This is a genomic window from Streptomyces griseus (assembly GCF_900460065.1).
In the GTDB taxonomy this organism is placed as follows: Bacteria; Actinomycetota; Actinomycetes; order Streptomycetales; family Streptomycetaceae; genus Streptomyces; species Streptomyces griseus.
This window is the reverse complement of the sequence record NZ_UAVD01000047.1, coordinates 17,797-35,385: the sequence shown is the minus strand read 5'-3', so window position 1 is coordinate 35,385 and position 17,589 is coordinate 17,797. Positions and strand designations below refer to the sequence as shown.

17 protein-coding genes are annotated in these 17,589 nt (G+C 73.4%); all 17 read right to left on the bottom strand.

Features of this window, described 5'->3' with window-relative positions; genetic code table 11:
* Positions 1 to 55 precede the first annotated feature (55 nt).
* The 17 genes from DTB53_RS31125 to DTB53_RS31045 are packed head-to-tail and all read right to left on the bottom strand — an operon-like array spanning position 56 to position 17,499.
* Positions 56 to 856: a thioesterase II family protein gene (locus DTB53_RS31125; protein ID WP_012379749.1), complete on the bottom strand. Its 801-nt coding sequence runs from the start codon at positions 854 to 856 to the stop codon at positions 56 to 58.
* Positions 853 to 1,386, bottom strand: a complete 534-nt coding sequence (locus DTB53_RS31120) for a YbaK/EbsC family protein (RefSeq protein WP_003967360.1) — start codon at positions 1,384 to 1,386, stop codon at positions 853 to 855. Before DTB53_RS31120 ends, DTB53_RS31125 begins: the two co-directional genes overlap by 4 nt.
* A complete protein-coding gene (serA, locus tag DTB53_RS31115; RefSeq protein ID WP_012379750.1) occupies positions 1,383 to 2,975 on the bottom strand; it encodes a phosphoglycerate dehydrogenase in 1,593 nt (530 codons plus the stop codon). The genes DTB53_RS31120 and serA overlap by 4 nt, the downstream gene beginning before the upstream one ends.
* Positions 2,976 to 3,034: 59 nt before the next feature.
* Positions 3,035 to 4,048: a 2,3-diaminopropionate biosynthesis protein SbnA gene (sbnA, locus tag DTB53_RS31110; protein ID WP_003967362.1), complete on the bottom strand. Its 1,014-nt coding sequence runs from the start codon at positions 4,046 to 4,048 to the stop codon at positions 3,035 to 3,037.
* A gap of 33 nt (positions 4,049 to 4,081) precedes the next feature.
* Positions 4,082 to 5,116 (bottom strand): 2,3-diaminopropionate biosynthesis protein SbnB, encoded by a 1,035-nt coding sequence (sbnB, locus tag DTB53_RS31105; RefSeq protein ID WP_003967363.1) that lies wholly within the window; start codon positions 5,114 to 5,116, stop codon positions 4,082 to 4,084.
* 43 nt (positions 5,117 to 5,159) lie between these two features.
* Positions 5,160 to 8,648: a non-ribosomal peptide synthetase gene (locus DTB53_RS31100; RefSeq protein WP_012379751.1), complete on the bottom strand. Its 3,489-nt coding sequence runs from the start codon at positions 8,646 to 8,648 to the stop codon at positions 5,160 to 5,162.
* Positions 8,645 to 9,364, bottom strand: coding sequence for a 2-hydroxychromene-2-carboxylate isomerase (locus DTB53_RS31095; RefSeq protein ID WP_003967365.1), 720 nt, complete (start codon positions 9,362 to 9,364; stop codon positions 8,645 to 8,647). The genes DTB53_RS31100 and DTB53_RS31095 overlap by 4 nt, the downstream gene beginning before the upstream one ends.
* On the bottom strand, positions 9,361 to 10,104 hold the full coding sequence (fabG, locus tag DTB53_RS31090) for a 3-oxoacyl-ACP reductase FabG (protein WP_003967366.1): 744 nt from the start codon (positions 10,102 to 10,104) through the stop codon (positions 9,361 to 9,363). The genes DTB53_RS31095 and fabG overlap by 4 nt, the downstream gene beginning before the upstream one ends.
* The gene (locus tag DTB53_RS31085) at positions 10,101 to 10,634 is read right to left on the bottom strand and encodes a 3-hydroxyacyl-ACP dehydratase FabZ family protein (RefSeq protein ID WP_012379752.1); all 534 of its coding nucleotides are present in this window, start codon (positions 10,632 to 10,634) and stop codon (positions 10,101 to 10,103) included. The genes fabG and DTB53_RS31085 overlap by 4 nt, the downstream gene beginning before the upstream one ends.
* Complete coding sequence (locus DTB53_RS31080) at positions 10,631 to 11,035, bottom strand: 3-hydroxyacyl-ACP dehydratase FabZ family protein (protein ID WP_003967368.1); 405 nt, start codon at positions 11,033 to 11,035, stop codon at positions 10,631 to 10,633. Before DTB53_RS31080 ends, DTB53_RS31085 begins: the two co-directional genes overlap by 4 nt.
* Positions 11,032 to 12,129, bottom strand: coding sequence for a beta-ketoacyl synthase N-terminal-like domain-containing protein (locus DTB53_RS31075; RefSeq protein WP_012379753.1), 1,098 nt, complete (start codon positions 12,127 to 12,129; stop codon positions 11,032 to 11,034). Before DTB53_RS31075 ends, DTB53_RS31080 begins: the two co-directional genes overlap by 4 nt.
* A complete protein-coding gene (locus DTB53_RS31070; RefSeq protein WP_012379754.1) occupies positions 12,126 to 13,133 on the bottom strand; it encodes a hotdog family protein in 1,008 nt (335 codons plus the stop codon). The genes DTB53_RS31075 and DTB53_RS31070 overlap by 4 nt, the downstream gene beginning before the upstream one ends.
* 53 nt (positions 13,134 to 13,186) lie before the next feature.
* Positions 13,187 to 13,936 (bottom strand): alpha/beta fold hydrolase, encoded by a 750-nt coding sequence (locus DTB53_RS31065; RefSeq protein ID WP_003967372.1) that lies wholly within the window; start codon positions 13,934 to 13,936, stop codon positions 13,187 to 13,189.
* On the bottom strand, positions 13,933 to 14,820 hold the full coding sequence (locus tag DTB53_RS31060) for a beta-ketoacyl synthase N-terminal-like domain-containing protein (protein WP_012379755.1): 888 nt from the start codon (positions 14,818 to 14,820) through the stop codon (positions 13,933 to 13,935). Before DTB53_RS31060 ends, DTB53_RS31065 begins: the two co-directional genes overlap by 4 nt.
* Entirely contained in the window at positions 14,817 to 15,944 is a 1,128-nt protein-coding gene (locus tag DTB53_RS31055) for a beta-ketoacyl-[acyl-carrier-protein] synthase family protein (protein WP_012379756.1), read from the bottom strand. The genes DTB53_RS31060 and DTB53_RS31055 overlap by 4 nt, the downstream gene beginning before the upstream one ends.
* Positions 15,941 to 17,197 (bottom strand): beta-ketoacyl-[acyl-carrier-protein] synthase family protein, encoded by a 1,257-nt coding sequence (locus DTB53_RS31050; protein ID WP_003967375.1) that lies wholly within the window; start codon positions 17,195 to 17,197, stop codon positions 15,941 to 15,943. Before DTB53_RS31050 ends, DTB53_RS31055 begins: the two co-directional genes overlap by 4 nt.
* A 50-nt stretch (positions 17,198 to 17,247) precedes the next feature.
* Positions 17,248 to 17,499, bottom strand: coding sequence for an acyl carrier protein (locus tag DTB53_RS31045; RefSeq protein ID WP_003967376.1), 252 nt, complete (start codon positions 17,497 to 17,499; stop codon positions 17,248 to 17,250).
* Between the last annotated feature and the right edge of the window lie 90 nt (positions 17,500 to 17,589).

The following is a 17,589-nucleotide window of genomic DNA, read 5'->3' as shown; positions in this document are numbered from 1 at the left end:
CGCCCCGCCCCGACCGCCCCGCGCCCGGCCGGGGCGCGGTCAGCGGGGGGCGCGGTCAGCGGGGGGCGGGGGCGCCGTCGGCGGAGCCCAGCCGGGCGCGGACCGACCGGAGCAGCGGTTCGTGCTGCTCGACCAGGTAGAAGTGGCCTCCGGGCAGGACGTCCAGGTGGAAGCCGCCCGACGCGACGTCGGACCACGCCGCCATGTCCTTGGCCGATGTGCCCGGGTCCTCGTCCCCGATGTACGCGTACACGGGACAGCCGACCGGGTCGGCGGGGCGCGGCCCGTAGGTCCCGACGATCGTGAAGTCGGCGCGGATGGCGGGCAGGACGATCTCCCGGAGTTCCGGGTCGCCGAGGACCGACTCGTCGGTGCCGCCGAGCCGGCGCACCTCCTCGATCAGCGCGTCGTCGCCCTGTTCGTGCAGGGCCCGCGGGGTCAGCCGGTGCGGTGGCCTGCGGCTCGACACGTGCAGGGCCGCCGGAACCCTCCCGTGCCGGCGCCCCAGGCGCAGCGCCACCTCGTGGGCGAGCGAGGCGCCCATGCTGTGACCGAAGATCGACAGCGGTACGTCGAGGAAGGGCAGGACCGCCTCGGTCACCCGGTCGGCCAGCTCGTCCATCGCCGTGACGCAGGGGTCGCCCAGGCGGTCGTGGCGGCCCGGGTAGCGCGCGACCAGCAGCTCCGTGAAGCTGTCGAACGCGGTGCCCCAGGAGTGGAAGAAGCCGGCCGAGCCGCCCGCGTGCGGCAGGACCAGCAGCCTGCGGCGGACGTCCGCCGTCGGGGAGTAGCGACGCAGCCATCCGCCGGCGACGACGTTCGCCGGGGGCGCGGTACGGGGGGCGACGACGTTCATCCGGTCATCCTCGGGGCTGTGAGGGTCGGGGCGACGGGCAGCCGGCCGACGGAGAGCTGGGTGATGGGGTGGATCCGCGGCAGGGCCATGGCCACGTAGTCCTCCGTGGCGAGCGCCACCGACCGGTCGAGACGGGCCGCGTTGAAGAAGATCTCGTCGTGGACCAGCAGTTCGGGGTCGGCCACCAGGTCGAGTTCGGGGTGGCGGGCGAAGGGCATCACCGATCCGCTGACGCTGCCCGCCAGCCGCTCGGCCACGTCGCGCGTCGCGAACGACGCCTCCCTGCCCGCGTACATGTCCCGGAGCACGTCCAGGTCGACCTTGCGGTCGCCGGGCACGACCGCGAGGACGTACCGCCGGGACCGGCGGCCCGTGGCGACCCGGACGACCAGGCATTTGGCCGCCTGGGCGAGGGAGTGCCGGCGCAGGGCGCTGGCGAGATCCGTGCGGCCCTCCGGGACGTGGTCCATCAGCCGGAACCGGGCCTGCCTGCGTTCCAGCTGGTCCAGCAGCCAGTCATGGCCGTTCATCCGGTCCGCTCCAGGCCCCAGGCGCGGGCGGCGTCGAGCGCGGCGGCCCCGTCGTCGAGCCGTTCCTGGCCGGCGGGGCCGCCCAGCCCCAGGGCGACCAGGGCCGTCTCCCCCGATCCGCCGCCCCGGCCGATCCACAGGGATTCGACGGGGATCCCGGCCCGGGTGAAGACCTCGCTGACCGCGCCGATCGAGCCGGGCCGGTCGGGGGCGAGGAAGAAGGCCAGGTCGCCGTCGAGCGCCACGTCGGTCGCGTAGCCGCAGATCTCCACCAGGCGCGCTCCGGAGCGGAGCCCGTTCAGGGCGCCGGTCACCGACACCGGCTCGCCGGACGCCAGGGTGCCGTCGATCCGGACGAGACTGCGGTGGACGGGGCTGTCGGGGTCCGTGTGCACCTCGGTGCCCAGACCACGCTCCTGGGCGATCAGCGGGGCGTTGACATAGCTGACGCCGCCGTCGACCACCGGGCCCAGCGCCCCCTTGAGCAGGGCCAGTTCGAGAGGGCCCGCATCGTGGCGGGCGATCTCGCCGCGGACCGTCACCCGCAGCCGCGGGGGCAGCCCGCCCGCGGTCGCCGTGAACAGCCGGCCGAGCCGCTCCACCACGGCCAGCCACGGGGCGAGTTCGGCGTCCACCTCGCCCATCCGCACGTTGACCGCCTCCGGCACGAACCGGCCGGCCAGCGCCTCCCGCACCGAGCGGGCGACCGCGACGCCCGCCCGCTCCTGCGCCTCCAGGGTGCTCGCGCCCAGATGCGGGGTGACGACCACGTTGTCCAACTCGTACAGCGGGGAGTCGAAGCAGGGTTCGGTCGCGAAGACGTCGACGGCCGCGCCCGCGACGCGCCCCTCCTTCAGCGCCGCGTACAGCTCCGCCTCGTCGACGATCCCGCCCCGCGAGGCGTTGACGATCCGTACGCCCGGCTTGACCCGGTGCAGGGCGTCGAAGCCGATCAGGCCCTCCGTCTCCGGGGTCCGCGGGAGGTGGACGGTGAGGAAGTCCGCCTCGTCGAGGAGGGTGTCGAGCCCGACGCCGGACACCCCCGCCCGCTCGGCGTACCCGGCCCGCACATACGGGTCGTGGGCGAGCACCCGCATCCCGAACGCCGCCATGCGGCGGGCGACCAGGGAGCCGATCCTGCCGAGCCCGATGATCCCGAGCGTCTTGTCGGCCAGCTCGACACCGGTGAAGCGGCTCCGCTCCCAGCGGCCTTCCTTGAGCGCCCCGTGGGCCTGCGGGATGTTCCTGGCCACCGCCAGCAGGAGGCCCACCGTGTGCTCGGCCGCGCTGACGATGTTGGAGGTGGGCGCGTTGACCACCATGACGCCCGCCCGGGACGCGGCGGCCACGTCGACGTTGTCCAGACCGACCCCGGCCCGGCCGATCACCTTCAGCCTCCGGCCGGCCGCGATGGCCTCCGCGTCCATGCGGGTGGCGCTGCGGACGAGCACGGCGTCGGCCCTCGGCAGCGCGGCGAGGAGCGCGCTCCGGTCGGCGCCGGAACAGCTCAGGATCTCGAAGTCCGACCCCAGGGTGTCGACGGTGGCGGGAGAGAGCTCCTCGGCGATCAGAACGATTGGCTTGTGCACGACGCTGTTTCCTTGTCTCGAAGGGAGCGATGAGGTGTCCCGGGCGGTCCGGTGCGGGCTCAGCCGGCGCTCGTCACCAGAGGAGGCAGGTCGTCGGCCGGGGCCGCCGGAACGGCGTCCCAGGTGTGCGGTGCGCCGAAGCGCTCCTCCACCCACGCGGGGTCGTACACCGAGTCGAGATAGCGGTCGCCCTGGTCCGGGGAGAGGGCCACCGCGGTGAGCCGCTCCCCCTCGGGCCGGCCGGCCAGCCAGCGCAGCGCGCCGCTCACGACCGTCCCGGTGGAGCCGCCGAACAGGAAGCCTCGCTGCGCGAGGGTCTGGCAGCTCTCCAGGGTGTCCCGCTCGGGCACCATCACGACGTCGTCGACGAGCCCGTCGTCGAGCAACTGGGGCCGCACGCCCGCCCCGAGGCCGGGAATGTGCCGGGTCAGGGCGGGGCCGCCGAAGGTCACCGAGCCGACGCTGTCGACGGCCACGATCCTGGTCTGCGGCCGTGTCTCCCGGAAGTAGCGGGCGCAGCCCATGAGGGTCCCGGTCGTGCCGGCGCCGACGAAGAGGACGTCCACCTCGGGGAACTGGGCGGCGACGGCGGGGCCGGTCGACCGGTAGTGCGCCAGCCAGTTGTGCGGGTTCACGTACTGGTTGAGCCACACGTAGTTGGGGTCGTAGTCGACGAGCCGCTGGACGTAGTCGATGCGCGCGCCCAGCAGCCCCCGGTGCTTGTCGGGGCGCGAGATGACCAGCACCCGGGCGCCGAAGGACTCCATCAGCCGGCGGCTGGCGGGATTGCAGCGGCTGTCGGTGACACAGACGAAGCCGTATCCCCGGTGGGCGGCGATCATGCTGAGCGCCACACCGAGGTTGCCGGACGAGGACTCCACGAGCACGTCGCCCGGGGTGAGCGTGCCGTCGCGTTCGGCGGCCAGCACCATCTCCAGGGCGGCCTTCAGCTTGACCGAGCCCGCGAGATTGATCCCCTCGCACTTGAGGAAGAGGGGGACGTCGAAGACGGGCAGCAGATCCACGAAGACGTCGTCGACGTTGATCTCGTAGGGAGCGGATATGACCGTCACTTCATCACCGTTTTTCTGTCGGTCGGACAGCCCTCAGGCGCGGCCGTAGCGGTCCAGTTCGTGGAAGAAGCCGTCGACGACCCCGAGGTGGCCGGCGTCGCGCAACTGGTCGTGGACGTAACGGCCGAGGGCGATGTCGAGCACGCCGAGACCGAACGGCGAGAACACGACGGGACGGTCCCCGGGCGGCTCGACCCGGCCCTCCAGCACGTCGCAGAGGGTGCCGTCGATGAAGTCGCGGTTCCCGGTGAGCTGTTCGGTCAGGTGCGGGGAGGTGTCCGCCTTCAGGCAGTGCTCGACGTCGTCGACGATGTTGGCGGAGGCGAGCAGGATCTCCGGCGCCAGGTCCCGCAGCGACACGTTGAGCACCAGCGGGTTGTGGGCGAACCAGGAGGGGTCGTGCACGTGCGGGCTGCCGGCGACCGTGGCGAAGACCACCAGGTCGCTCTCCCGGATCAGTTCCTCGGCCGTCCCGTGTACCACGACGGGGGCGTCGCCCCGCCCGCCGAGGTACTCCGCGAAGGCCGCGCCGTGCGCCGCGGACAGGTCGTGGACGCCGAGCCGGTCGAAGGTCCAGCCGGTGGCCTCCAGGTAGTGGTGGACGTAGCGGGCGATGAGGCCGGTGCCGACGAAGCCGATCCGGCGCGGGCGCTTCGACCCGCTGAGCCGGTCGGCGGCGAGGGCGGCCGAGGCGGCGGTCCTGGAGGCGCTGATGATGGAGCTCTCCAGGCAGGCGAACGGATACCCCGTCGCGTGGTCGTTGAGGATGAGGACGGCGGAGGCCCGGGGGATCCCCGCGGCCACGTTCTCCGGGAAGCTGGAGATCCACTTCAGGCCGTCGGTGGGACGGTCGCCGCCGACCGAGGCGGGCAGGGCGATGATCCGGGAGCTCGGGCGGTCGGGGAACCGCAGGAAGTACGAGGGCGGGTTGACCGAGTCGCCCCGGCCGTGCAGCCGGTAGACGTCCTCGACCAGGTCGACGACCTGCTTCTCGCTGCCGGTGAGAACCTGCGCCACCTGCGCGCCGGTGATGACGGCGAAGGGCGGCACGAGCGGCTCGTGGGACATGGGACTCCATCCATGGGCTGGGATTGCGGTGGGAAGGGGCTGTTCAGTGGTGGGCCGGCACGGTGACCGGGTCGCCGAGGACGACCGCGATCCGCCGGTCCCCCTCGTAGGGCTCCCTGCTGTGCGCCATCCGGAGGTTGTCCACCACGAGGAGGTCGCCCGCCCGCCACGGCTCGCGGAGCGTGTGCTTCTCGTACACCGCGTTGATCGTGAGCACGGTCTCCTCGTCGAGGCCCGCGCCCTTGCCGTAACGGCTGTTGAAGGGCAGTCCGGCGTCACCGAACTCGAACATGAGGTACTCGCGGACGATCGGGTCGAGGGTCCACTCGTTGAGGAAGGCGATCTGGTTGAACCAGCCGCGCCGGCCGGTCACCGGGTGGGTGAGCACGGCGGGGGCGTACTGCCGGGTGAGCAGGTCGCCGTTGGACTGCGGGCGGCACTCGATGCCCCGCTCCGCGCAGTAGGCCTCGACGGCCGCGCGGTCGGTCGTGCCGAAGGCGTCCGCCAGGCCGACGCCCACCGTTTCGGTGTAGTTGCGGTCGACGAGCCAGCCCTCGGCCTCGAAGCGCGCCACCAGCTCGGCCGGGAGCGCCTCCAGGACGTCGGCGGAGTCCGCGACACCGGTGACGCCGCCCGATGCGGGGGCGGTGAGGCAGGCGAACAGCAGGGTGCCGGGCACCTCACGGGCGTAACTCAGCTCGTGGTGCATGCACATGGGCTGGTCGGCCGGCCACTCGGAGGAGGTGTGGACGCCGTCCGCGAGCCGTTGCCTCGGCGCGAAGCCCTCGCGTTCGGTCATCACCTGGTGCAGCAGTCCGCGGCCGACCCGGCCGACGGTGTCCGCGTCCCGCAGGCCCAGTCCCCGCACCAGCAGCGCACCGTGCTCCGCCACGGTGGCCCGTACCCGGCCGGCGTTCCGCTCCGCCCAGGCCGCCGGGTCCTCGGGGGCGGGGCCGTCCAGGGTGAGCACGGCGGGCCTGCCCTCCGTCCTGACCACGTCGAACGGGGCCGCCGCCGGGGCGGTGCGCGGCGGGGCGGCGGTCGCGGGGGACACGCCGCCGGCGGCGGGCCTCTCCCGGCCGGTGTCCGCGGGCGCGCCGGCGGCGCCGTCCCCCGGATCGTCGAGGAACGCGGCGAGGGCGTCGAGCCTCGGGAGCCGCACCACGTCGCGCAGGGTGAACGCCCGCTCCATCCGCACGACGAGCCGCACGGCGGAGAGGGACGTGCCGCCCAGCAGGAAGAAGTCATCGGTGCGGCCGATCCGCTCCGGGGGCAGCTTCAGCACGGCGGCCCACGCCTCGGCGAGCCGCAGTTCGGTGCCGGGGCGGGGCGCCTCGTACGCCTCGGCGTGTCCCCGCTCGGCGGCCAGGGCGAGCTCGGCGGCGAGGGTGCGCAGGGCGCGCTTGTCGGTCTTGCCGTTCGGGGTGAGCGGCAGGGCGTCGAGGGGCTCGAACCGGTCCGGCACCATGTACGCGGGCAGCGCCTGCTCCAGCCGCTCGCGCAGGGCGTCGGACGGTTCGGCCGAGCCGACCTGGAAGCCGACCAGATGGCGGCCCCGGTCCGGCGACTCGACGACGACGACCGCGCCGTCGCGGACCCCGGGCAGCCGCAGCAGCTGGTTCTCGATCTCCCCGATCTCGATGCGGAAGCCGCGGATCTTGATCTGCGCGTCGCGCCGGCCGAGGAACTCCACGGAGCCGCCCGGCAGCCGGCGGCCGAAGTCGCCCGAGCGGTAGAGCCGCCGGCCGGGCCGGTGCGGGTCCTCGCCGAAGGCCTCCGCGGTGCGTTCGGGGTCGTTGACGTACCCGCGACCCACGCAGACGCCGGAGAAGACGATCTCGCCCGGCGCGCCGAGCGGCACCGGCCGCAGGTCCTCGTCCACGACGTACACGGCGACGTTGCCGACCGCGTGCCCGAGCGGCACCGAGTCCCACACCGGCACGGAGGTCATGACCTCGTGGTTGGTGTCGTCCGACGTCTCCGTGAGGCCGTAGGCGTTCATCAGGGCGATGTGCGGGAAACGCGCGAACCACCGGACGGCCAGTTCCTTCTTGAGCGCCTCGCCGGTGACCGAGACGCAGCGCAGGGAGGGCAGCGCGCGGGGGCGTTCCTCCAGCCGGCTGAGCACCACCTCCAGATAGGAGGGCACGGCCTGGAGGACGGAGACCTCGCCCCGCTCGATCGTGTCGAGGTAGCGGTCGACGTCGAGGACGGCCTCCTGTCCGACGATCAGGGTGCGTCCGCCCACGACCAGGGCGGCGACCAGCTGCCACAGGGAGATGTCGAAGGACTGCGGCGCGGTCTGGGCGACCACGTGGCCCGCGCCGATCCCCTGGTCGTCGATCTTGGCGTACAGGTGGTTGAGGAACCCGGCGTGCTCGCACATCGCCCCCTTGGGCTCGCCGGTGGAGCCCGAGGTGAAGTACAGGTAGGCGAGCCGGCCGGGACCGTAGCGCACGCCCGGGTCGTGGCCGGGGCGGTCCTCGGCGAGGGCGGCCCCGACGGGGAGGAGTTCGACGCCGGGCGGTGCGGCCCGCCGCGCGTGGTCCGGGCCGCCCTCCTCGGTCAGGACCAGCCGGCAGCCGCTGCGGACGAGGGTGCGGGACATCCGGTCGACGGGGGCGTGCGGCTCGATCGGCAGATAGGCGGCACCGGCCTTGAAGACGCCGATGACCGAGGCGAGCCAGTCCAGGTTGCGCTCGGTGACGACGGCCACGACGGCCTCGTCGCCCAGGTCCCGGGCCAGGAGCGCGTGGGCGATCCGGTTGGCCCGGGTGTTGAGCTCCTCGTAGGTCCAGGCGTCCTCGCCGTGCACGGCGGCGAGGTCCCGGGGCCGTAGCGCGACCTGCTCCTCGAAGAGTTCGTGGAACCGCTTGTCGGGCAACTCCCTGTCGCGGCCCGACAGTTCGACGGTCTGGTGGTGGTGTTCGGCGGCGGAGAGCAGGCTCTTGGCGCGGGCCGGCGCGTCCGGCTCCGCCACGAGCTGCCCGACGGCCGCGAGGCAGTACCCGGCGATCCGGCCGGCCGCTTCGGCGTCCAGCACGTCGGTACGGTGGCGGATCACCAGCACGAGACCGCCGGAGCGGCGGCGCAGCGCGGCCGTGAGCACGGTGTCCGCGAGCGGCTCGGCGGGCCCCTCGTCCGTCCGCCCCGGGTCCAGGTCCAGTACGGCCTCGAACGCCGCATCGGCGGGGGTGGCGGCGGCCTGTCCGGCGGCGACGGCCAGCTCGCGCCAGGTCTCGCCCCGGAGCGCGAGCTTCACCGGGCGGGGCGCGTCGGCCCGGCCGGGCGCGCGGTAGCCGCTCACCACCGAGGTCCCGCCGGCCAGGGCGGTGAGGACGGCGGTGTGGGCGGCGAGCAGGAGGGCCTCCCAGCCGACGCCCGTGCGGCGGGCGAGCAGCCGGACCCGGGCGGCGAGCCGGAGCGGAACGGGGTGGATCAGATCCTCGTGCGCGGTCCGCGCCGGCTGTCCGGGCGGCGGCGGTGGCACCCAGCGCGGAACGGTCCGCTGGGGTGTTCCGGTGACGGTCATCGCTCTCTCCTGTCGGACGGGTCGCCCTGGTCCGGGACCACCGCGGTGAACGGGGGCGCTGCGAACGGCGCGTCGCTGAGGCCGTCCCACTCCTCGCCGCGCACGGCGGCCACGAACGCCCCGACCCGCTCGGCGCCCCAGAACGCCTCACGGCCGTGCAGGAAGAACGGCACCCCGAAGGCGTCGTCGTGGTAGGCGGCGATGAGGCACTCCACGCCTCTGATCCGCAGGTCGGGGTCGTCGACCGCGTCGGCGACCGACGGGTCGAGACCCAGCTCGTCCGCGATGCCGGCGATGGTCGAGCGCTCGGCGAGGTCCAGGCCCCGGTTCCAGCGCGCCCGGTAGGCGAGGTCGACGAACTGACGGCCCAGGCCGCGCTCCTCGGCCGCGAGGTAGGCGAGGTGCGACACCTCCCAGTGCGGGGCGCGGTCCACCGGCCAGGTCACCTGCCAGCCACGGGCATGGGCCCAGCGGCGCGCGTCCCGCAGGATGTAGAAGTTCTTGGAGCGGTGCATGGGCATCACCGGCAGGGTGACCCCGGCCCCGGCGAGTAGGCGGGTGGACTCCTCGTCCGGTTCCCAGTACGGAATCCACTCGATCCGGTCGAGCACGTCCGGGTGCTTCTCGCTGAGGTCGCGGTAGGCGAACCACGAGTACGGGCTGCGCAGCGAGAAGTACCACCTGGGGTTCTTCTTCCTGCGGTGGGCGCTGCTCACAGGGCGATCCCCCCGTCGATCTGGAAGACGGACCCGGTGATGTAGCTCGCGCGGTCGGAGGCCAGGAAGGCGATCAGCTCGGCGACCTCGTCGGCGGTGCCCATCCGGCCGAGCGCGACGCCCGCGAGGGCCTCGTCGCGGATCTTCTCGGAGACGGCGGCGACCATGTCGGTGTCGACGAAGCCGGGCGCCACCGCGTTGACGCGGATGCCGTAGCGGCCGACCTCCTTGGCCAGGGACCTCGACAGACCGATGATCCCGGCCTTGGACGCGGCGTAGTTGGTCTGGGTGGCGTTGCCGTAGACGCCCGCCACGGACGAGAGGGTGACGATGCTGCCGCGCCGGCGCTTCATCATCCCGAAGGCGACCGCGCGGCAGAGGTGGAAGACGCCGTCGAGGTTGGTGGAGAGGACGGAGCTCCATTCGTCGTCGGCCATCATCACCAGCGCCTTGTCGCGGGTGACGCCGGCCGAGGGGACGGCGGCCTCGATGGGGCCGAGGTCCTTCTCGGTCGCGGCGACCCAGTCGCGTACGGCGGCGGCGTCGCTGACGTCGACCCGGCGGTGGAGCACCCGGGCGCCCAGCACCTCCGCCTCCTTCGCCAGGACTTCCGCCGTCTCCGCCTGCGAGCGGTAGCAGAAACTGATGTCGTAGCCGTCCGCCGCGAGCTTCAGCACGGCGGCACGGCCGATTCCGCGGGAACCCCCGCTGATCAGGGCCACGGGCCTGGTGTCGGTCATCGGACGGCCTTTCCTGGGGACGAGGGGGTGGAGGGCCGCGTCCCGGCGGGGGCGGCGGCGGGGTCGGCGGGGCGGAGCAGTTCCGCGGCGCGGAAGGCCATCACCATCCGGGTCACGGTCATCACGGTGTCGTCCCCCCGGTGGCTGCTGCCCTCGAAGATCACCGAGTCGGTGAGGGCCCGGGTGATGCTCACCCGGTGCTCGATCACGTCGCCCGGGAGGACGGGCAGGTGGAACGCGGCGTCCGCGACGGAGCCGAACAGCATCACCTGGCCTCGCGGCGCCGCGGCCACCGCCGAGGCGAGGAGTCCGGCCGACTGGCCCCAGGACTCGACGAGCAGGGACGGCGGGTAGTCGAACGGGGCGTCGGCCGGCATCCCCGCGTACCAGGGCTCGTTGAGCGTGACGGCCTTGACGGTGCGGATCCGCTCGCCGGGCACGAGTTCGGTCACCCGGTCCACGAGCAGCATCGGGTAGCGGTGCGGCAGCAGGTCGGTGACCCGGGGCAGGGCGGGTGCGGGCGCGGTCATCGCTCACCTCCGGCGGTCGTGTAGCGCAGCCGTACGGTGGCGGCCCTGCCCCGCTGGGTGAGTGCCACCGCGTCGCAGCGCAGGCCCCCCTCCGTGGGGCGCCACGTGAGGGTCAGGTGGAGGGTGTCTCCCGGGTAGACCGCCCCGGCGAACCGCGCCGACTCGACGGCGGCGAGGTCGGACGGGGCGGGGGCGGCTTCCCCGTCGGTCGCCGCCCGCTGCACGCACTCCAGCACGCAGACTCCGGGGAAGATCGGGAAGTCGGGGTAGTGGCCGGCGAAGACCGGTTCGTTCTCCCGGATCTCGGCCCGCGCGACGGCGGTCAGACCGTCCTCGGTCCGGGCCTCCACCCGCACCTCGGCGGCGACCGGGCTCACGCGGGCCCGGGTGGCGGCGGTCATCGTGCGTCCCGGAGCTTCAGCACGGCGCAGGCGAGGGAGCCGTCGCGGTCGGCGGACGTCACCAGGGCGATGCTCCCGCCCGTACGGGGCGCGGCGGCGAGGACGGTGGCGATCTGGAACGAGCCGGAGGCGGCGGAGACGTCGCCGAGCCGGCCGACGGCCGGAATCCGGCGCACCGCCGCGTCCCCGCAGATCTCGGCGAGGACCTCGCGCTCCACGTGGCCGAGGAGCCCCGGAGCGTCCGACGGGCTCGCGGCCCACACCTCGGGGCCCGCCACCCCGGCGGCCTCCAGCGCGGAGCGCACACAGGCCTCCAGGGCCGGGCGGACCTGATGGCCGGTGGCCACCCGGGTGCGCACGGCGAGCACGTCGGCGAGGGCGGGGCGGTCGGGCGTGACGGCGGAGGCCGGCTGGACCAGGAGGACGGCCGCGCCCTCACCGAGCGCGACGTTGGGCGCCTCGGGTCCCCGGCTGTGCCTCTCCAGCCAGTAGCGGGCGGCCGAGAACTCCTCGGCGGCGGCGCAGAGCACCGCGTCCGCGCGGCCCGAGGCCAGCAGCCGGGTGGCGTAGTTGAGCGCCAGCAGTCCGGCCGCGCGGCCTCCCGCCAGCGTGGTGTTGGGGCCCTTGATGCCGTACCAGATGGCGCACTGCCCGGCCGCGCAGTTCATCACGGCGTTGGGCATGACCGCCGGGTCCACGTCGTAGGGCCGGTCGCCCACGAGGGAGCTGCGGGTGAAGTCCATCATGCTGGCCGCGCTGCCGGTGGTGGTGGCCAGCACGAGGCCGGCGCGCTCCCCGGTCTCCGTCTCCTTCACCGAACCGGGCTGGTCCAGGAGGGAGCCGACGGCGGCGACGGCCAGTCCGGTGACCCGGTCCATGGAACGGGTGCCCTTCTTGCCCAGCACCTCCCGGGTCTCGAAGCCCGGCACCAGGTGGGCCCGGGAGGTGGGCACCTGCCAGCGGGCGGTGTCCACGGGGGCCACCGTGGAGCGCTGTTCGCGCAGTCCCTCGGTGAAGGCCTCGGCCCCGAGTCCGAACGGGGAGACCGCGGACCAACCGGTGATCACCGGGCGGTCGGTCACCGGGGTGCTCATGACGCCGCCTTGCGGGGGGTGGTGAGCGCCTCCACCGTGGTCCGGTCGAACTCGGCCATCTCCCACTGGTTGGGGGCGGCCTCGTGGAGGTAGCCGTGGGTGATGGAGCCGGTGGCGGTCTTCACCAGGTGGCCGTCGCGCAGCACGTAGCAGTCCATGCGGCAGGTGTAGAGGAGGGTCTTGAAGACGTTCTCGACCGTGTAGACGGTGTAGAGCTCCTCCTCCATCACGGTCTCGTCGAGCAGCTCGATGCGGGACCGGGTCACGACGGGGATCCAGCCCCGGGTGTCGAGGACCTCCTTGATGGCCAGGCCGCGGTCGGCGAGGAAGAGGTCCTCGACCTCTTCCATCACCCGCAGGAATCCGGACATCTGGACGCGTTCGTTGAAGTGGCAGTAGAAGTAGCCCATGCGCCGGCGCCAGCCGAACGCGTTGGTCTCCCCGATGACTTCGTTCAGCACCGGGTCGGCCGTGGCGCCGCGGCCCGCGGTGAAGTCGCCGTACGGGAGCGGGGTCGCCGCGATCTCCAGGCGCTCGCCGTCGCCCAGACGGGCGGTGGTGAACCGCTCCAGGCCGGCCGGCCAGGGCTCCTCGGCGGTGATGTGGTCGTCGATCCGCAGGGCGACCAGGATCGTCGAGCCCGCGCACTTGACCCGCTTGCCGTCGCGCTCGACGAACTGCTCGACCTTGAAGCGGAGCCGGTCGGCGCCGTCCTCGGTCACCGGGGTGACCACGGCCTCGACCTCGTCGTCGACGGCGAGCAGGGCGCCGAGGCGGGAGTGGAGGTCGACCACGTCGAAGCCGAGGCCGAACCGCCGGTACAGCTCCCCTACGGGCAGTCCCGCCTCTCGGAAGTGGTTGAGCACCGCTGCCTCGGCAACGTAGTTGATGTGCTTGAAGCCGATGGCGAAGCTGATGTTGTTCCCCTCGAAGAGGGGGCGCAGGCGCCCCGTCGTCGAGGTCTCCAGCAGCGCCGTGACAGCGGGATGGGGCGTCGGGCCCATCACGGACTCCTTCGGGTCGGGGCGGATCGGGGTGGGATGAACGCGGGCCGGGATCAGGTGACGGCCAGGGGGTGTTCCGGGGTCCGTTCGAGGAAGGCGTGCACCGTGCTCGTGAACCAGGCGGGTCGTTCGAGCATCGGGAAGTGACCGCAGCCGGGGACGGTCAGCGACCGGCCGGCCGGCAGCCGGGCGGCCAGTCCGCGCGCCTGGTCGGGCGGTGCGGACCGGTCGTCCCCGCCCCCGATGACCAGGGCCGGGGTCTCGATCAGGTCCACGCGGAACAGCGGCGTGCGCAGGTAGGCGTCGAAGAAGCGGAGCCAGCCGTAGGGGCCGATCCACTCGGTCATCCGCCGGGCCATGTCCGCGAGCAGTTCCGCGTCGACGGTGCGGCCGGGTGTGCGCAGCCGGATCGACTCGGCCATGGTGCGCGGGAAGTCGGCCAGGGTCGGGGCGATCATGTCCCAGTGGAAGTCGTCCGCGTCGCCCCGGTAGAACGGGTTGACGAGGACCACCGCCGCCAGGTCCGGCGGGTCGCCGGCCGCCGCCCGGCGGGCGAGCAGGTCGAGCAGGACCACCGAGCTGAACGAGTGCGCCACCACCACGTCCGGGCCGCCGGGCACGGCGTCCAGGACGTCCCCGAGCCGGGCCGCCGAGTCGGTCTCGTGGCGCCAGTCGGCGATGCCGCCGCCGTGCCAGGGCAGCCGGGGGGCGTGGACCTCCAGCTCCGCCGGCCAGTGCCCCTTCAGGCCCGACCAGACGGCCTCGTTGTTGGCGAGCCCGTGGAGCAGGACGACGTTCGTCATGGGGTGCGCTCCGGGTGCAGCAGGACGGCTCCGGCCGCACCGGCCACGGCGTACGCCGGACCGTCGTGCCCCTCGGCGAACCAGCCGGCGGCCGCGGCGCACTGCACCACGCCGAGGGCGCCCGAGAGCTCTCCCCAGCCGGTGAGCCCGAGCAGTCGCGCGGAGGCGGGCGCCGGGCCCCCGTCGGCGCGGAGCCAGAGGTCGCCCCCGGGCGCCAGGAGCGCCAGCCGGGCGGCCGTCCCGGCCGGGTCCGCCGTCCGGAACACCGGGCCCAGCAGCGCCCTGGCCCGCCCCGTGTCGCGGCTGAGGACCACGGCCGCGCCGCCGTCGGCGACCGGTCCGTCGACGAGCCTGCGGGTCACCTCGTTGTCCGGTTCGACTCCGGTCACCAGGACGTGGTCGGCGCGTCCGGAGCGCAGCATCAGGGCGGCCCAGCGCACCGCGTCGAGCCCGGAGCCCCGCCCGTTGCACACGGTCAGGTTGGGGCCGCGCAGGCCGAACCGGATCGCGGTCTCCGAGGCGATGATGTTGCTGGAGGCGTTCGGGGTGTCCATCGGGCTGAGGCCGCCGGTGGACTCCTTGGCTATGGTCTCCACGGCCCGGCACACGGTGTCGGTGTTGCCGAGGTTGGAGCTGACCACGGTGGCCAGCCGGTCCCCGGCGGCGGCCGGTCCCCCGGCCGCGAGCAGTCCGGCGTCGGTGAGCGCCGCGTGGGCCAGGTGCAGGCCCAGCCGGGTGGCCCGGTCCTTGAACCGCAGCCCCTTCTTGCCGATCACGGCGGCGGGGTCGACCGGTTCGGCACCGGGGCGGGCGGGGAGCAGCAGGGCTTCGGGGCCGGACGCGCCGGGCAGGGCGACGGCGACACCGGTGACGGCGATCCTCATGCCGCGCCTCCCACGACGGCGACGGCGTTGACCCCGCCGAAGCCGAAGCTGTTGACCTGGGCCAGCCGCACGGGCCCGACCAGGGGTTCGCCCGCCACCAGCCGCAGCCCCGCGCCCTCGGGCAGCGGGTCGGACAGGCCGGCGACGTGCGGTACGGTCCCGCTGTCCAGGCAGCTCAGGGCCACGACCAGGCTGAGCAGCCCGGCCGATCCCGAGGTGTGCCCGGTGAGGGACTTGATGCCGGTGAGGGCCGGTCCCGGCGCGTCGAAGACCTCCGCGGTCACGGCGGCCTCCGTACGGTCGTTGAGCGGGGTTCCGGTGCCGTGCATCACGACCAGGTCGATCTCGGGCGGGGTCACACCGGCCTGCTCGTGGGCCTGCCGTACGGCCGCCTCGACGCCCGCCGCGTCCGGCGCGGTCTGGTGGTGGGCGTCGCAGTTGACGGCGACCGAGCGGAGCAGGCCGCGCGCCGGGCGGCTCCCGGCGGAGCGGCTCAGGACGACGGCCGCCGCGCCCTCGCCGAGGATGGTGCCCCGGCGGTCCTTGTCGAAGGGGCGCACGGAAGGCGGCGGATCGAACTGGACCCGGTCGGCCTGGCCGAACATGCTCTCGGTGACCACGTCGCAGCCGGCCACGACGACCGTCTCCGCCTCCCCCGCCGCCAGGAGGTCCCAGGCGAGCGCCAGGGCGTAGAGGGAGGCGGAGCAGGCGCCGGCGAACGTGTGGGTGTCGACGGCGCCGAAGCGGGAGCGCAGCGCGTCCTCGAAGTGCAGCCCGTCGGCCTCGAACGGGACGCCGTCGCGCCACCACAGCTCCAGGGAGCGCAGTTCGCGCAGGCCCGTGCCGACGAGTACGGGGATTCCCGCGAGGTCCTCGGGCAGCCCGGCGTCCTCGACGGCCTGGCGGACCGCCTCGACGAGGAAGCGGGTGGCCCGGCCCGGTTCGTCGACGCCTTCGGTCTCCCGGTCGTCGATCTCGAAGAGTCGCTGGGCGTTGAAGCGGGAACGGTCGAAGGCGCGGAGGGGGGCTAGTCCGCTGCGGCCCTCGCAGAGGCTCGCGAAGATCGCGTCCGGGTCGCCGCCGATGCTGCTGACCGCTCCGGCGCCGATGATCGGGTAGTTCATGGACGGCCGCCGTCCGCACCGTACTTGCCCAGGATCACGATGGCGTTGTTGCCGCCGAACGCGAGGCCGTTGTTCTGGACGATCCGCAGGTCGGCGTCGACGGCGTGGTTGGGCACGCAGTCGATGTCGCACTCCGGGTCGGTCCGGTGGTGGTTGATCGTCGGCGGGATGAAGCCGTGGGTGATGGCGAGGCCGCAGGCGATGGCGCCGAGGGCGCTGGCCGCGCCCATGGTGTGGCCGAGCATCGACTTCAGGGAGATGGTGCGGGGGGTCGCGTCGCCGAAGACGCCGCGGATGGCGCCGGCCTCGGTGATGTCGTTCGCCTTGGTACCGGTGCCGTGGGCGGAGATCAGGTCGACCTCGTCGGGCTTGACCCCGGCGTTCGCCAGGGCGATGCTCATGCACTGCGCGACGCTCTCCCCGTTCGGCGCGACCTGGTGGTACGCGTCGCAGTTGAGGCCGTAGCCGAGGACTTCGGCGTAGATGGTGGCGCCGCGGGCCAGGGCGGAATCCAGGCTCTCCAGGACCAGGATCCCGGCGCCCTCGCCCGTGAGGATGCCCTTGCGGTCGGCGTCGAAGGGCTGGCAGTAGTCGGGCGCGATGGTCCCGAGCCGGTAGAAGCCGGTGAACGTCTTGCGGCACATCGCGTCGGCGCCGCCGCACAGGGCGAACTCCGCCTCGCCCGAGCTGACCGCGTCGAAGCCGTACCCGATGGCGTAGTTGCCCGCGGAGCAGGCCGTGGCGATGGTGGGCGCCTCGACGTCGGTGAGCTCCAGTTCCTGCGCGATGGCCGTGGAGAGCCGGGCCGCCGAGACCCGCCGGACGACCTCGGCGTCCATGCCGTCAGGTCCTCCGGCGAGTTCGGCGGCCACCAGCTGGTCCAGCTCGTAGGACTCGCCGTCCGTGGTGCCGACGGAGATGAGCCCCCGTCGGCCGGCGAGTTCCGCGAGGTCCAGACCGGCGTCCTGCACCGCCATCCGCGCCGCCGCGACGGCGAAGCGGCTGGCGCGCCCCAACTCCCGTACCGGGGTACGGGAAATCCACTGCTCGGGATCGAATCCGGTGACCTCGCAGCCGTTGACATGGGCGAAGCCCTCGACGTCGAACACCGATATCGGGCTGACACCGCTACGGCCCGCCCGCAGACTTTCGGTGAATTCCTCGGCCCCGATGCCGATACTGGAGATCACTCCGAAGCCGGTGAGAACCACCCGGCGTTTCCCGGTTGCGGCGCCGGGGCTTGCTGAGGACATGCTGATTCCCCTTCAGTCCTTCAGACGTGAGATCGAGAGGGCGGGAGCGGTCAGCGGGCGGGCGCCTCGGCGACCACCTTGTAGACCGCCTCCAGGTTGATCATCTGGGCGAGCTCGGACTGGTCGATGGTGATGCCGAACTCCTTCTCCAAGGAGGCCAGGATCTCGATGGCCCGCAGGGAGTCGGCGCCGTGATCGTCGATGAAGAGGCTGGTCTCGGTCACGTCGCCCTCGTCGAGCTCAAGGATGTCGCAGACGATTTCCTTGATCGCGGAACGGCGGTCGCTGGTGATGGTCGACATGTTTTCTTTCCTCCAGGATGGTTCGGTCGCCGCGGGGCCGGCACAGAAAGCGGACCGCGGAAATGCTGAGCAGGAAGGGGGGGCTCGTTC

What these genes read in the sequence shown, in the direction of transcription:
- DTB53_RS31125 (WP_012379749.1), bottom strand. Translation starts at nt 856, where the DNA reads ATGAACGTCGTCGCCCCCCGTACCGCGCCCCCGGCGAACGTCGTCGCC.
- DTB53_RS31120 (WP_003967360.1), bottom strand. Translation starts at nt 1,386, where the DNA reads ATGAACGGCCATGACTGGCTGCTGGACCAGCTGGAACGCAGGCAGGCC.
- sbnB (WP_003967363.1), bottom strand. Translation starts at nt 5,116, where the DNA reads ATGTCCCACGAGCCGCTCGTGCCGCCCTTCGCCGTCATCACCGGCGCG.
- DTB53_RS31100 (WP_012379751.1), bottom strand. Translation starts at nt 8,648, where the DNA reads ATGACCGTCACCGGAACACCCCAGCGGACCGTTCCGCGCTGGGTGCCA.
- fabG (WP_003967366.1), bottom strand. Translation starts at nt 10,104, where the DNA reads ATGACCGACACCAGGCCCGTGGCCCTGATCAGCGGGGGTTCCCGCGGA.
- DTB53_RS31085 (WP_012379752.1), bottom strand. Translation starts at nt 10,634, where the DNA reads ATGACCGCGCCCGCACCCGCCCTGCCCCGGGTCACCGACCTGCTGCCG.
- DTB53_RS31080 (WP_003967368.1), bottom strand. Translation starts at nt 11,035, where the DNA reads ATGACCGCCGCCACCCGGGCCCGCGTGAGCCCGGTCGCCGCCGAGGTG.
- DTB53_RS31075 (WP_012379753.1), bottom strand. Translation starts at nt 12,129, where the DNA reads ATGAGCACCCCGGTGACCGACCGCCCGGTGATCACCGGTTGGTCCGCG.
- DTB53_RS31070 (WP_012379754.1), bottom strand. Translation starts at nt 13,133, where the DNA reads ATGGGCCCGACGCCCCATCCCGCTGTCACGGCGCTGCTGGAGACCTCG.
- DTB53_RS31065 (WP_003967372.1), bottom strand. Translation starts at nt 13,936, where the DNA reads ATGACGAACGTCGTCCTGCTCCACGGGCTCGCCAACAACGAGGCCGTC.
- DTB53_RS31060 (WP_012379755.1), bottom strand. Translation starts at nt 14,820, where the DNA reads ATGAGGATCGCCGTCACCGGTGTCGCCGTCGCCCTGCCCGGCGCGTCC.
- DTB53_RS31055 (WP_012379756.1), bottom strand. Translation starts at nt 15,944, where the DNA reads ATGAACTACCCGATCATCGGCGCCGGAGCGGTCAGCAGCATCGGCGGC.
- DTB53_RS31050 (WP_003967375.1), bottom strand. Translation starts at nt 17,197, where the DNA reads ATGTCCTCAGCAAGCCCCGGCGCCGCAACCGGGAAACGCCGGGTGGTT.
- DTB53_RS31045 (WP_003967376.1), bottom strand. Translation starts at nt 17,499, where the DNA reads ATGTCGACCATCACCAGCGACCGCCGTTCCGCGATCAAGGAAATCGTC.